Source organism: Oceanisphaera sp. IT1-181 (assembly GCF_033807535.1).
Classification (GTDB): Bacteria; Pseudomonadota; Gammaproteobacteria; order Enterobacterales; family Aeromonadaceae; genus Oceanimonas.
The window spans coordinates 1,460,375-1,473,250 of the sequence record NZ_CP136856.1; the positions used below are offsets into that span (position 1 = coordinate 1,460,375).

Below are 12,876 nucleotides of genomic sequence, written 5' to 3' on the forward strand. Positions count from 1 at the left end.
AAATAAAACCCGAGTCTGTGACACAGACTCGGGTTTTTTGTTTCTGTCGACCAGCGTAGCTGGATGAGTTTAAATATTTACTACAGAAGGACGATATTTTGTAGCCGCCCGTCTCTTTGGTAAAGAGGACTTCGGCGGGCCAGCGTAGCTGGATGTGTTGAAACAACGAGCAAGACAGTGGCGAATACTCTTTAAATAAAACAGGGCCACACTACAAGCTATTTATCTATAACAGGGCACCGATAAAGCGGTGCCTGTCTTTAGCTTGGTGCTAGGCGCTCGGTGTACTTTTAGGGATCTGCTGAGTGATGCAGTGGATATTACCGCCGCCGAGTAAAATCTCGCGCGCTGCTATACCCACGACTTCAAGCTCGGGGAAGATAGTTTCCAGCATGGCTTGGGCTGCACCGTCCGTCTTAGGGTCGAGCAACGGAAAGATTAACCGCTGATTGGTGATTAAAAAATTCACGTAAGAGCCGGCCATGCGCTCACCGGCCACCCTGGGTATGGCGGATCCAGTTTGCACACCGGCGGCTTCTTGCTCTGTGATGTACAAGGGGCCTGGCTGGGGAAGCTTCCAGATTTTAAGCGCACGGCCCTGCGCATCTCGTGCTTCACTCAGCACTTTATACGCGGCTTGTGAACGGGCGTATTGCGGGTCGGCGGCATCGTCCGTCCAGTGCAGTATCACTTCACCGGGGCGGGCAAAGCAGGCCATGTTATCGATGTGACCGTCGGTTTCATCCAGATGCACTCCTAATGGCAGCCAGATAAAATGGGTCACGCCCAAAGACTCAGCCAATACTTGCTCGATGTCGGCTTGGCTTAAATCCGGATTACGGTTTTGATTGAGTAAGCACTCAGCCGTGGTGAGCAGGGTGCCTTCACCGTCCACATGAATCGAGCCGCCTTCTAAGATCAAGGCGTTATCTTGTTGGGTGATGCCAAGCTCACGCAACATGGCACTGGCCATGAGTTGGTCTTGGTCCCATGACTCATACAAGCCTTCTTGCTCGCCACCCCAAGCGTTAAACACCCAGCTAATGCCAGCACGCTCGCCTTGGTTATTCAGCACCACGGTGGGGCCTGTATCCCGAGCCCAAGCATCATCACTGTCGATGGCCACGAGTTTGACGTGTGCGGGCATTATCGCCTTGGCCTTAGGCATGTCTTGCTCAGGCACTGCCATATACACAGGTGTCGCGACCGCTATGGCCTCAGCCAATTTGGCAAAGGTGGCCTGTGCGGGTGCGGCTTGCTCACGCCAGTTATCGGGGCGATGGGGCCAAATCATCCACACCGCCTCTTGTGCTGCCCATTCGCCGGGCATGTAAAAGTTAGCCATTATCGGCCACCTTCGCGTTTGCCGTCTGAGGTCTGCACAGTGTGATACATAGCAGGGCGACGGTCGCGGAACAATCCCCAACTGGCGCGGGTATTCGCAATCTGCTCTAAGTCGAAGCTGTGGACGATAACGCCGCTAGTGGTTTTATCGGCTTGTTGCACCAAGGCGCCTAGTTCGTCGGTAATAAAGGAGGAGCCGTAAAAGGTGGTTTCAAGGCCCTCGATAAACTTACTGTGCTCGGTGCCAATGCGGTTGGACGCTATTACCGGCACCAAATTGGCGGCGGCGTGGCCTTGTTGAGTACGCGTCCAATGCGGCTGGCTGTCGATACTGGCATCTTGGGGCTCGGTGCCAATAGCGGTGGGGAAGAACATTAGTTCTGCACCCATTAACGCCATACTGCGGGCAGTTTCAGGAAACCACTGATCCCAACAAATGGCCACGCCAATTTTGGCATAACGGGTTTGCCAAACTTTAAAGCCGGTGTCGCCGGGCGTGAAAAACTGCTTTTCTTGATAGCCAGGGCCATTCGGAATATGCGTTTTTCGATACAGATCCAACACGCTGCCATCAGCATCGATCACCACCAGTGAGTTATAAAAGGCGGTACCGGCGCGCTCAAAAAAGCTCAATGGCAACACCACGGCCAGCTCTTTAGCCAGCGCTTGAAAATGGCGGATCAGCGGGCTGTTATCCACTTCTTGGGCCAGCGCAAAATGCTCTGGACTTTGGTCGATACAAAAGTAGGGTGCGGCAAAGAGCTCTTGAATAAGAATAATCTGTGCGCCTTGAGCGGCGGCGTCGCGCACTAACTGTTCGGCACGCGCGATATTGTCATCTTGATCCCAGCTACAAGCCATCTGGGTGGCGGCGACACTAACCATTGCCATGTTTAATTCCTCAACGTAATAAATGTGGGCGAGTCGACAAGGAACTTGAAGGCGTTATCACTCCCACCATGGGCGGCCAAGCCATTCCTTTTATTACAACTCAATTTTAAGGCCGCAGTGTGCCTTTAAGGTTGGCATCTCGCAATTAGATAATGCGATTTTTTTGAGTTCAATGGCGAACCAAACCCTCAACATCAAGAAAAAACATCGAACCTAAAGCAGCGTATAGTTTTGCTATTGGGTAAAGGCCGCTTCAGTTGGCCGATCTTGCGTCGCAGAACTAAGAACCTAAAAACAACACTGATATTAAACTTGGTGTTGGTTGATGGTTTCTTGTGCCGCTGCGCGCCACCGGCCAGCTAAAGCGGCCTCTACGGTGCACCAGCGCTCCCCAGTGCTATGCCTTTCTCTAACCAAAAAAGCCGCCAACCCCATGTGGGTTGACGGCTTTTTATATTTTATGTTTAACGGATAGCGTAAAACGTAAAACGTAAGGCGTACAGCTAGCAGTTAAAGCACCATAGCCGCAAACCAACCAAAGGCAATTAAGGGAATGTTGTAATGAATAAAGGTCGGTACGACTGAATCCCAAATATGGTCGTGTTGGCCATCGGCGTTTAAGCCAGAGGTGGGGCCGAGCGTGGAGTCAGAGGCCGGAGAGCCTGCATCGCCCAGCGCGCCTGCCGTGCCAATAATGGCCAATGCCGCCAAGGGCGAAAAGCCCAGCGCCAGACACAAAGGTGCATAAATAGGCGCAATGATGGGAATGGTCGAAAACGAAGAGCCAATGCCCATGGTGATCAGCAAGCCTACGATCAGCATCATTAACGCGGCCAACGGCTTATTGTCGCCCATACTCATTTCCACGGCTTGCACCAAGCTGCCAATACCATCGGTTTCTTTAATCACGGCGGAAAAGCCGGCGGCGGCAATCATAATAAAGCCGATCAACGACATCATCTTCACGCCTTGGGTGAAGGCATCTTGGCTTTCTTTGTATTTAACGACGCCGCCTAGGGTGAATATCACAAAGCCAACCATGGCACCTAAGATAATGGAGTTACTATAAAGCTGTAGGCTCAGGGCACTTAAGATGGCAATGGCGGCCACGAATAAGTGCGGCACGTGAATTTGGATATGCTCTGGTTCGACGGCAACAATTTTGCTTTCGTCGTAGTGGCGTGGTTTGCGGTAGGTAAAAAACAAGGCCACTAACAGGCCTAAAAACATGCCAAATACCGGGATGCCCATGGCAATCGGCAGCATGGACTTAGTCACTTCTACGCCATTTTCCAGCATGTTGGCTAACAATACGGTGTGCAGAAAAATACCGCCAAAGCCCACCGGCAACATCATATAAGTAGCGGTTAAACCAAAGGTCAGCACACAGGCTACGGCGCGGCGGTCAAGCTTGAGCTTCGCCATTACATGCAGCAGCGGCGGGATCAAAATCGGAATAAAGGCGATATGAACCGGCACCAAGTTTTGCGAGGAAACTGCGACCAAGAGTATGGTCGCCAATAGCAAGGCTTTGATCCACAGCATGCGGCCCGCACTGGCGTTTTGACCGAGCGCTTTGATAATTTTAAAGGCCAGCAAGTCGGTAATGCCGGAGCGCGCAATGGCCACGGCAAAAGCGCCCAACATGGCATAGCTCAGGGCGATAGTGGCGCCCCCGCCTAAGCCACCGGCAAAGATATTGGCGGACTCTGTGAGTGATAAACCGCCCACCATGCCGCCGACGATGGCACTTAAGGTAATGGCGATTACCACGTTGATGCGCAGCAAGCTGAGGACCAGCATCAAGCTAACGGCGATAACAACAGGATTCATTGTTTATCCTTAGGGTTTTGTAATTAAAAAGAGATTTAGGGAGCTAGTTTGCGAATTTAGCACTGAATGTCGAGCTTTTTACGCATTTATTGCTTAAATTCGGTGAGAGCCTGTTTAATAGCCGCGTTAACCGTCTAGTTTGTTCGTATTTATGTCCCAATAAGGCTAACCAAATCTCAACACGCACTTTGTTAATGGTACTTTCCTGAAGTGCAGGTATAGCGACATGCTTAGCTTAACGTGCAGCTATGGATCAGTAAATTGCTGATATATTGTGCAAACAAACACTTGTCGTGACTTCTCGTCGTCTCTGCCCTTGGGTTTTGCGTACCGCGCCCATATATTAACTAGTTGAACGACGAGGTTTGTGGCAACTCTATTGCGGCAAATCCATAAGTATATGTACTCACCAAGGAGATAGACATGAGCGTATTGGTAGGCCGTCAGGCCCCTGACTTTACCGCTGCAGCTGTACTGGGCAATGGCGAAATCGTAGAAAACTTCAACCTGAAAGAATTCACCAAAGGCAAAGCGGCGGTATTGTTTTTCTACCCGCTGGACTTTACCTTTGTGTGCCCTTCAGAACTGATCGCCTTTGACGATCGTTTTGAAGAGTTCCAAAAGCGCGGTGTTGAAGTGATCGGCGTGTCCATTGACTCTCAGTTCAGCCACAACGCATGGCGTAACACCAGCGTTGAAAACGGCGGTATTGGCCAGGTTAAATACCCACTGGTTGCCGACATTAAGCACGAAATCTGTAAGGCTTACGACGTTGAGCACCCAGAAGCAGGCGTGGCTTTCCGTGGTTCTTTCTTGATCGATAACAATGGCCAGGTTCGTCACCAAGTAGTGAACGATCTGCCACTGGGTCGTAACATCGACGAAATGCTGCGCATGGTTGACGCACTGCAGTTCCACGAAGAGCACGGCGAAGTGTGCCCGGCACAGTGGGAAAAAGGCAAGCAAGGTATGGAAGCATCTACCGAAGGTGTTGCTAAGTACCTGAGCCAGCACTCGGCTGATCTTAAGCGTTAATTAACGCTTAATGAGCAAGTTTGCTCATTATAAAAAATAAAAATGCCGGCAATGAATTGCCGGCATTTTTGTGTCCGTTATTCAGTTAGTTATTCTTTCCCGCCTCACTAAGCCATTGCTGGCGCGCGCAGCAGCGTCAACAAAGACTGTGCATGCAGGCAAGCATCACGGCCTAGGTCGGTTAAATAGCCGCCGTCATTTAAGGTAATTAAGCCTTTGTCATATAAAGATTTCGCGGCAGCCACCACAGTAGGCTCCGCATCTTTATGCACCTTAATACCCTGTTGTGTGGTGTCTAAGTCAAAATTCAGCAACAAATTAAGTTCGTGTAATGATGAAGACTCATAGCGCATAGGGCATCCCTTAATTTAAGAAAGATTACACCTTAACGTTAGCCTGTTCTTATGGTGACGGCTGCGCTCTGGCTCACAGTTAGCCGTTTATCACTTTCTTTCTCCTGTGACTTGCATCACAGGCTAGAGATGTTGATGATAGGATTTTTCTTTAAACTGACCGAAAAGGACGTTTGTCTTCTATGACCGCTATTTCTAATGCCGCTATTTGTATTGATAGTGCCGAGTTTGCTATTAGTGACCAGCATCAATTGACTATTTCTCAGCTCGAGGTGCAGTCAGGCCAATGTTGGAGCTTTGTGGGGGCGAATGGCAGCGGTAAAACCGCCTTGGCGCGCGCCTTGGCTGGTGAACTCACCTTGCTCAATGGAACGCTGCACAATAGTTTTAACGCCATAGAATGGGTGTCGTTTGAACAGTTGCAAGCCTTGGCGGACAGAGAGCGCGAGCAAGATGAAAGTGACTTGCTGGATTATCAAGACCCTGGGCACACGGCGCGCCAAATAATGCAAGAGCTGGGTGGTGATGCCGAGCAATTAAACACACTGGCCGCGCGCTTTGGTATTAGCGACTTGTTAGATCGCAGCTTTCGACTACTCTCGACCGGCGAAACCCGTAAAGTGCTGTTGTGCCGCGCTTTGTTACAAAACCCGGAGTTGCTGATTTTAGATGAACCCTTCGACGGCTTAGACGTGGACGCCCACGCCGGTTTAATGAGCTTGTTGCAAGAGTTAGTCAGCGCAGGCCAGACCTTGGTACTGATTGTAAACCGCTTAGAAGAGCTGCCGGACTTTAGCGATCAGCTCGGCATTCTCACCGAGTGCGATCTCAGCGTCACGGGCCCACGCACTGAAGTTAGTGCCTCCTTAGAGCTCAGCCAATTGCGCCATTTGGCAAGCCTAGAGGCGACCCAGCAAGCATTGCCACCGGCAGATCCCGATGCAGTACGCCGCCAGCTAGATGCAGACACGCCGCGGATCCAGATGCGAAATATGCAAGTCAGCTATGGGGATAAGCAGATTTTAACCGGCTTAAACTGGCAGGTAGACCCCGGCCAACACTGGCAAGTAATTGGCCCGAACGGCGCCGGTAAATCCACGTTGCTGAGTTTGGTGACCGGCGACCATCCGCAAGGTTACAGCAACGATTTGACCTTATTTGGCCGTCGGCGCGGCAGTGGCGAAAGCATCTGGGACATTAAGCAGCACATCGGTTATGTCAGCACCAGTATGCAGCAAGATTACCGCGTTACGGCCACCCCCAAGGCGGTGATTTTATCCGGATTTTTTGACTCCATTGGCGTGTATCAACAGCCCGTCAGCACTCAATTAGCACTGGCCGAACAATGGCTTAATTTGCTCGGCATGAGACATTTAGCCAATGAGCCGTTTCGCCATCTCTCATATGGCCAGCAGCGCTTGTTATTGATTGCGCGCGCCATGGTAAAGCACCCGCCGATTTTAATTTTGGATGAGCCATTGCAAGGCTTAGACAGCTTTAATCGCCATTGGGTAAAGCGCTGGATTGATTTACTGGTAGCTGAAGGTGGCACTCAACTGTTGTTTGTCTCTCACCATCAGCAAGATGCGCCCAGCTGCATCAGCCATCGTCTCACCTTCGTGCCCGACGGCGACGGTTATCGGTATGATATTACCGAAGCGTAAAGCCGTAAGCGACAAAACCATCAACATCTAAAACTACTTTTTGCCACGGAATACACGGAACGCACGGAACGCACGGAAAAATAGAGATAATAGCGAAAGAGACTAAAAGGTAAGGTTAAAGGTCATTGCTCTTGAGCTGGCTCTCGTAGCAAAAAGTGGTGTGGCAAGGGAGCCTTTAGTTTCGGTTTTGTTATTAGCTGATCGCTTGGTGCTGGGCGCCGAGCGCTGCTTTTCAGGCTTGACCCACAGGCGCGGGCAGGGGAGTATGAGCCACCCTCGTCTGTCGGGACATGAACCGATGTTAAATATGAATTTCTTAGAATCCCTTTCCCTGCCTTATCACGCCGATCACTGGCAACCTTCGCCGGCGAACGGTGTGTGGCGTTATCCCCTTGAGCGAGAGCAAGCTGAAAGTGGCCATGTCACCAGCCTAGTACGCTTTGAGGCCGGCGCGCGCTTTCCTGAGCACCTGCATCCTTTGGGTGAAGAGTTTTGGGTGTTAGAGGGCGTGTTTTCCGACGAAAATGGCGATTATCCAGCCGGCACTTATGCGCGCCATCCACCGGGCAGTCGCCATGGCTCCTTTACAGAGCATGGCTGTACCATTTTTGTCAAACTCAATCAGTTTGCTATTGATGATAACAAGTGGCTAACAGTGTTACCGGAGCAGCAGTTATGGATCAGCGGTTCTGCCGGTTATCGGCGTTTACCGCTCCATCACTATAATGGCGTGCATACCAGCGTGCTGCACTTTCCAGAAGGCGGCACCTTTCCGGCTTGTTGTTATAAAGGTGGATTAGAGCTATTAGTATTAACGGGGAGCCTGACCAACACTGCGTTAGCTGTAAGTGATACGCAAGACTGCACTGAAACCAGTCTTGAAGCTAGCACTGAAAAAAATGACACTTACGAGCGCTTAAGCTGGCTGCGCTTTGCGCCCGGCAGTCAACCGCACTTACAAGTAGCGGCGGATACCCAATTGTGGGTAAGAACGGGGCATCTTTCGCCCGACTAACGTGCTTGGATACAAGGAGCGTGCTCGGCTGAGCCAGCAATAGCTAACAAGATACTTGCAGTTAACCATATACCGAGCATAAAAAAGCCGCAGATTCCTATTGAGTGTGCGGCTTTTTCTTTAACATACTTTTCTGTTGCCTGCTGAGCAGGGCTTATGGCATGCCGTGCTTAGCAAGAGTCTACAGCGACTCGTTATCTTGAGCCGCCGCGGCTGTTGGCGGTTGCGTTACTGCTTCTGCTTCTGTTACTTCAGCGCCGACGGTATCGGTTTCTATGGGGGCCAATGGCCAGCCGCCAAGGGCTTTCCAGCGGTTGACGATTAAGCAAAATAACTCAGTGGTTTTTTGCGTGTCATAGAGTGCGCTGTGTGCTTCTTTACCATCAAATTTCATGCCCGCCGCTTTACAGGCTTTCGCCAGTACGGTTTGTCCCAGAGCCAAACCTGCCAGAGCAGCAGTGTCAAAAGTGGCAAAAGGGTGAAAAGGATTGCGCTTTATATCAGCACGCTCGGCGGCCGCCATCACAAAACCATGATCAAAAGAGGCGTTGTGCGCCACCATAATGGCGCGCTGGCAATTATTGGCTTTTAAACCTTTGCGAATCCCTTTAAAAATTTGATCCAGTGCTTCACGCTCACTCACAGCACCGCGTAGTGCACTGTGCGGATCTATGCCGGTAAAGGCGAGGGCGGCGGGCTCTAGGTTGGCACCTTCAAAGGGAGCTACATGAAAATGAAACGTTTGATCCGGCACTAACCAGCCATTTTTATCCATTTTTAGGGTAATAGCGGCAATTTCAAGCAAGGCATCGGTTTTGGCGTTAAAGCCACCGGTTTCCACGTCGATCACTACCGGGTAGTAGCCACGAAAGCGTTCGTTAAGCTGCGTTAAAGTTGCTGTTGCCGTCATTATTGTCCTAATTCGCCTTAAAACTGGGCCGCTATTATGCCAGATTCGGTGACCATCGTCGCCTATCTCGCCTTAAGTACCCGACTATTAGCGCTAAAATAGCCAAAGTGATGGATAAGTGCGCAAACGATTCACTTTCATTAAAAAAAGATTGCACCCAGCGCGTCGCTTGCCTACTATACGCCTCGCTGAACGGGCAAAGCTTGTTACAGCAGGATTATGAAGAGTGAACATAACACTCTTAAATAAAAATGAGTTATCAGTAAACGATGAGTGAACATGACACTCTTAAATAAAATATGAAATAAAAATTTGGTGAGGTGTCCGAGTGGCTGAAGGAGCTCGCCTGGAAAGCGTGTATACGGCAACGTATCGTGGGTTCGAATCCCACCCTCACCGCCAAATTTATCGAGAAAGCCCCTGTTAGCTAACAGGGGCTTTTTTGTGCCCGCTATTCGCCAATACCCCATTTAAATGACGAGATTGGCAGTAGGTTATTAGGCTGAATATTCGCGTTCAGCGTTATCCGGCGCGCGTGAGCTGGCGACATAGCTGCGTAATAAGGTCACAAACTCCCCGGCTTCGCGATCCAGTGATGACTCGTGGATTAATAAGTCATAACCGTACAAGTCCCGTAAATGGCCCATGCGATGGCCGAGCATGGCGGTAACGCCTTGGTAGTGTTGGCCGTTAAGCGAGCGATACTGACTGTCTTCGATTAACCAATCTTGCAGTTCATGGCGCTCAATGGCGCCATAACGCAGTGCCATCGATAATAAAGGCCGTTGTTCGGTGAGTAAGTGCACCGCTAAGCGGGGCGTCATCAAGGGCAAAAACTCATCATAATCACGAATTTTAAGGCCGATATAAGGCAAGTCGACTAAGTCCAGCCCGCGTGACAGCCTAGGTTGATCAACGCGTACTACATTACTCCAATGTAGGCTCCAACCGCCCACTTTATGATGAAAATGCAGATGCTCCGAGCTCAATGAAAAACTAAATTCGGGCTCGCGCAATTTCAGCACCCCCAGTAAAGCCATGATCATGCCGGCTAAAAACAAAAACACCATCACCAATTGCGCGCGACCATCCAGCCAATAGCCCACGGCCAGCACCGAGGGCATTAACACTAACCCCGCAGCCGTTAACGCCACGCCATTATGTCGAGACATGGGTGCTATGTGTTGCGTTTCACGCCCCTGTTTTGCCACTCGTTCTTCCATCCGCTGTGTTATTAAACTCATGATACACAAGGCTAAGCATATACATAGGCCCTGTGATGGGGAATCTCTGGGCTGCGTGATGATAGTGGAGCTTATGTGAATTAGGGCTTAAGAGATGGGGGGTTGGCAACGACGGCCAGCGCATAACAGTAAGGAGAGTTAAGGCGCTACATTAAGGCTCGGTAGGATTTTTATCGGACAGCTTGATCACTAAGAGATCACAGCCGTCTATGTCGAGAAAACCACTAGAATTAGAAAACAGATGGCCGAAAAAAGGGCGTTCTTGCTGTCGTCCACAAATTAATAAGTCGGCCCCTTGCTGTTTAACGGCGTTTTGTACGGCTTGGCGAATATCGCCATTGGGCAGAGAAATGCTGCTAGCGTTAAACGCCTCTTTTTTCAGCATCTGCATGATCTCATAGCCATTTTCAAGGCGAAGCTTATTTTTAAGCTGGCGTAAGTCCAAGCTTAAACTGCCGGTATAAATGCTGCCAAGCTCGGGCGAGACATGAATAATGTGCAGCTTAGCCTGATGACTTTCGGCCAGTTCTAGCGCCCGCTTTAACAGCGGCTTTTCGCGGGCGTTAAGCTCCAGTGCCAGCAATATATTACGATAGGGCATCATGACCTCCTTGGTTTGGGCGGTCATGTGACCACCGGCTTATAACCAGGTTGTTGCTAACAGAATCACTATTAGGCCTGTCACCATTAAATGCAAGAACAGTATTGCCCCAACACCATGTGTTTCCAGCCTACAGATTTTAATTCACTTAAGTGGCTGCTTAAACCAAAGCCGCTATGGCCAGTGGGCTAATAACACTAAGCGACGCTAGCATCATCACGCGGGTGAGCTTAGTGATCACCGCATTTTGCGCCACTTAGGAGTATGGTCGCGCCCGTATAAATGCCCCTAGCTTCTGGACTGAGGCACCAATTTTTTTGATTAAGATGGTAGATGATAGCGCTGAACTCAGCATAAAAACCGTGTTAATATTGGCCAATATTGGAGACTATTTTATGATTTTCATGCTAATCCTCGCCGGCTTAACGTGTGGCGGGCTCTGTTATGTAGGCGCACTTTACAGTGCATTACCGCCACGGCGTTGGGCGTTATTGGGCGCGGTATTTGGTCCAACTATTTTTCCGCTATTGATGGCTAAGCGGCGCTGGTCACTGGTGAGTGTCCGGGGCTTGAATGACGACTTATTTCTTGCGTAATTTACGCTTGAAGTTCTAAGCACAGTAGCCTTAAGCACTCGTAGTCTTAGGTATGAATGCGTTGAGTTAATACGTGCTTCGCAAATATTGGGGTAGCTGGCGGATGGAAATAGTACAAGAAGTCTTCTGGGAATTACTGGGCGATTTGGCCACTCCCGCACTGTTTGTGGCAGGCTTTATCGGCTTGGCAGTGGTGAGCTGTGTGGTGCTGATGAAGCTTGAAAAAAAGCGCCATAACTAATTTGATCTTCGCATTCTTTGATTGAGATCATAAAACTAGCCAAGTAAAGGGCGTAGGCTGAACTTGCTTTGCGATGGTTCAGCGTCGCTGACGGTGTTTTCAGCTAGGCCGCTGTATTTTTAATTAAGTATCGGGCTGAGCCTTAAACAGTTTTATGTTATGCACCTAATATGAGTTTTTAACTGGCCGCTTGGCCAGTTTTTTTTGCTTTATTTCTTGCTGCGCGACTAAGTCGTAACCAAATCGAAACCCAAGAGTCACCAAAGCGTCACATCACTATTCTAGAATATTGTTCCCCTTTACGCAGACGAGTCTGGCTATACTGCTAACTATACTAAAGAGTCACTGAAGCTTGTCATGCACCCTTGATGTCGCTGTGGGCTTTGGCATAGCGAGCTTTGGCATAATGAACTTATTTCGTTAGGTCGATAAATTTTTTTGTAGTGTTTTTTCAGTGTTTTTTGCAGCAATTTCGGGAGCTTGGCCGCCAGAGCAGACTCAATGAGCCGCAAACCGTGAGCCAGCTCCTTGAGCCAAACCCGATGCGGGGGTATGATGCCCGCCGTTGAAAAGGCGGGTTCGCCGGAAAGTGAGGTGGAGATGAATATCTTTGTCATGCGCCATGGTCAAGCAGCGCCAGAAGCATCTACTGATGCGTTACGATCGCTGACCGAGCAAGGAAGAGACGAAGTTAGTTTAATGGCGCACTGGTTAGCGCCCCAAGTCACACTGTTCGATCTGGTACTGGTCAGTCCTTATGTGCGTGCCCAGCAAACGTGGCTGCAGTTATCGAAAGACATACCGAGCTTGCACGTAGAAACCTGCGACCAGCTGACACCCAGTTGCGACGCGGACTTGGCTGCTAGCCTAATACTGGCTTACGGTGACAGGTATCCAAACGGCAATATCTTGATCGTCAGCCATATGCCCTTGGTGGGGTATTTAGTCGAAAGCCTGTGCAGTGGCATAATGGCGCCTATTTTCGTGACCTCAGGCATCGCCAAAGTGACGGTAAATAAAGGTGCGGGCGGCATGCTGGCGTGGCTAGAAGGCCCACACAATATTCAGGCTCATTACAGGCCCACTTTTCAAGCATTGAGATCATTAGGATAGCCGCAGGATTAGCGGTAGCAGACACCTCATCGCAAC

The 12,876-nt window shown here is 50.1% G+C and carries 13 protein-coding genes and 1 tRNA gene; 7 read left to right on the plus strand and 7 right to left on the minus strand.

The genetic code is table 11. The annotated features are described in order from the left end of the window. Window positions 1–271: 271 nt before the first annotated feature. The 3 genes from aguA to R0134_RS06650 all read right to left on the minus strand — a co-directional run bounded on the left by aguA (window position 272) and on the right by R0134_RS06650 (window position 4,068). Complete coding sequence (gene aguA / locus R0134_RS06640) at window positions 272–1,345, minus strand: agmatine deiminase (RefSeq protein ID WP_319784019.1); 1,074 nt, start codon at window positions 1,343–1,345, stop codon at window positions 272–274. Then, on the minus strand, window positions 1,345–2,235 hold the full coding sequence (gene aguB, locus R0134_RS06645; RefSeq protein ID WP_319784020.1) for an N-carbamoylputrescine amidase: 891 nt from the start codon (window positions 2,233–2,235) through the stop codon (window positions 1,345–1,347). Before aguB ends, aguA begins: the two co-directional genes overlap by 1 nt. Before the next feature lie 510 nt (window positions 2,236–2,745). Continuing rightward, window positions 2,746–4,068 (minus strand): Na+/H+ antiporter family protein, encoded by a 1,323-nt coding sequence (locus R0134_RS06650; protein ID WP_319784021.1) that lies wholly within the window; start codon window positions 4,066–4,068, stop codon window positions 2,746–2,748. Between the two features lie 423 nt (window positions 4,069–4,491). On the opposite strand from R0134_RS06650, the gene R0134_RS06655 reads away from it, so the two are divergent. Beyond that, entirely contained in the window at window positions 4,492–5,103 is a 612-nt protein-coding gene (locus R0134_RS06655; protein ID WP_319784022.1) for a peroxiredoxin C, read from the plus strand. Window positions 5,104–5,210: 107 nt separating this feature from the next. Here the strand turns inward: R0134_RS06655 and R0134_RS06660 are convergent, their stop codons facing one another. Further along, the gene (locus R0134_RS06660; RefSeq protein WP_319784023.1) at window positions 5,211–5,456 is read right to left on the minus strand and encodes a TIGR02647 family protein; all 246 of its coding nucleotides are present in this window, start codon (window positions 5,454–5,456) and stop codon (window positions 5,211–5,213) included. A gap of 182 nt (window positions 5,457–5,638) precedes the next feature. Between R0134_RS06660 and modF the strand changes: the two genes are divergently transcribed. Both modF and R0134_RS06670 read left to right on the plus strand, forming a co-directional pair. Beyond that, window positions 5,639–7,120: a molybdate ABC transporter ATP-binding protein ModF gene (gene modF, locus R0134_RS06665; RefSeq protein WP_319784024.1), complete on the plus strand. Its 1,482-nt coding sequence runs from the start codon at window positions 5,639–5,641 to the stop codon at window positions 7,118–7,120. A gap of 298 nt (window positions 7,121–7,418) precedes the next feature. After that, window positions 7,419–8,135 carry a cupin domain-containing protein gene (locus tag R0134_RS06670; protein WP_319784025.1) on the plus strand — a complete coding sequence of 239 codons (717 nt, stop codon included), beginning with the start codon at window positions 7,419–7,421 and terminating at the stop codon, window positions 8,133–8,135. 181 nt (window positions 8,136–8,316) lie between these two features. Here the strand turns inward: R0134_RS06670 and rnt are convergent, their stop codons facing one another. After that, a complete protein-coding gene (gene rnt, locus R0134_RS06675; RefSeq protein WP_319784026.1) occupies window positions 8,317–9,045 on the minus strand; it encodes a ribonuclease T in 729 nt (242 codons plus the stop codon). Between the two features lie 314 nt (window positions 9,046–9,359). Between rnt and R0134_RS06680 the strand changes: the two genes are divergently transcribed. After that, window positions 9,360–9,447: transfer RNA gene (locus tag R0134_RS06680), tRNA-Ser, on the plus strand. A 95-nt stretch (window positions 9,448–9,542) separates the two neighbouring features. Here the strand turns inward: R0134_RS06680 and R0134_RS06685 are convergent. Together R0134_RS06685 and R0134_RS06690 are read right to left on the minus strand one after the other, a co-directional pair. Continuing rightward, window positions 9,543–10,289, minus strand: a complete 747-nt coding sequence (locus R0134_RS06685; RefSeq protein ID WP_319784027.1) for a DUF2982 domain-containing protein — start codon at window positions 10,287–10,289, stop codon at window positions 9,543–9,545. Window positions 10,290–10,440: 151 nt separating this feature from the next. Further along, entirely contained in the window at window positions 10,441–10,917 is a 477-nt protein-coding gene (locus R0134_RS06690) for a universal stress protein (protein ID WP_319784028.1), read from the minus strand. A 368-nt stretch (window positions 10,918–11,285) separates the two neighbouring features. On the opposite strand from R0134_RS06690, the gene R0134_RS06695 reads away from it, so the two are divergent. The 3 genes from R0134_RS06695 to sixA all read left to right on the plus strand — a co-directional run bounded on the left by R0134_RS06695 (window position 11,286) and on the right by sixA (window position 12,840). Continuing rightward, a complete protein-coding gene (locus tag R0134_RS06695; RefSeq protein ID WP_319784029.1) occupies window positions 11,286–11,486 on the plus strand; it encodes a hypothetical protein in 201 nt (66 codons plus the stop codon). A 103-nt stretch (window positions 11,487–11,589) separates the two neighbouring features. Next, complete coding sequence (locus R0134_RS06700; protein WP_151898817.1) at window positions 11,590–11,727, plus strand: TIGR02808 family protein; 138 nt, start codon at window positions 11,590–11,592, stop codon at window positions 11,725–11,727. Window positions 11,728–12,279: 552 nt separating this feature from the next. Further along, window positions 12,280–12,840, plus strand: a complete 561-nt coding sequence (sixA, locus tag R0134_RS06705; protein ID WP_319784030.1) for a phosphohistidine phosphatase SixA — start codon at window positions 12,280–12,282, stop codon at window positions 12,838–12,840. The last annotated feature ends 36 nt before the right edge of the window (window positions 12,841–12,876 follow it).

What these genes read in the sequence shown, in the direction of transcription:
- R0134_RS06700 (WP_151898817.1), top strand. Translation starts at nt 11,590, where the DNA reads ATGGAAATAGTACAAGAAGTCTTCTGGGAATTACTGGGCGATTTGGCC.
- modF (WP_319784024.1), top strand. Translation starts at nt 5,639, where the DNA reads ATGACCGCTATTTCTAATGCCGCTATTTGTATTGATAGTGCCGAGTTT.
- R0134_RS06650 (WP_319784021.1), bottom strand. Translation starts at nt 4,068, where the DNA reads ATGAATCCTGTTGTTATCGCCGTTAGCTTGATGCTGGTCCTCAGCTTG.
- sixA (WP_319784030.1), top strand. Translation starts at nt 12,280, where the DNA reads ATGATGCCCGCCGTTGAAAAGGCGGGTTCGCCGGAAAGTGAGGTGGAG.
- R0134_RS06655 (WP_319784022.1), top strand. Translation starts at nt 4,492, where the DNA reads ATGAGCGTATTGGTAGGCCGTCAGGCCCCTGACTTTACCGCTGCAGCT.
- aguB (WP_319784020.1), bottom strand. Translation starts at nt 2,235, where the DNA reads ATGGCAATGGTTAGTGTCGCCGCCACCCAGATGGCTTGTAGCTGGGAT.
- aguA (WP_319784019.1), bottom strand. Translation starts at nt 1,345, where the DNA reads ATGGCTAACTTTTACATGCCCGGCGAATGGGCAGCACAAGAGGCGGTG.
- rnt (WP_319784026.1), bottom strand. Translation starts at nt 9,045, where the DNA reads ATGACGGCAACAGCAACTTTAACGCAGCTTAACGAACGCTTTCGTGGC.
- R0134_RS06660 (WP_319784023.1), bottom strand. Translation starts at nt 5,456, where the DNA reads ATGCGCTATGAGTCTTCATCATTACACGAACTTAATTTGTTGCTGAAT.
- R0134_RS06690 (WP_319784028.1), bottom strand. Translation starts at nt 10,917, where the DNA reads ATGACCGCCCAAACCAAGGAGGTCATGATGCCCTATCGTAATATATTG.
- R0134_RS06670 (WP_319784025.1), top strand. Translation starts at nt 7,419, where the DNA reads ATGTTAAATATGAATTTCTTAGAATCCCTTTCCCTGCCTTATCACGCC.
- R0134_RS06695 (WP_319784029.1), top strand. Translation starts at nt 11,286, where the DNA reads ATGATTTTCATGCTAATCCTCGCCGGCTTAACGTGTGGCGGGCTCTGT.
- R0134_RS06685 (WP_319784027.1), bottom strand. Translation starts at nt 10,289, where the DNA reads ATGAGTTTAATAACACAGCGGATGGAAGAACGAGTGGCAAAACAGGGG.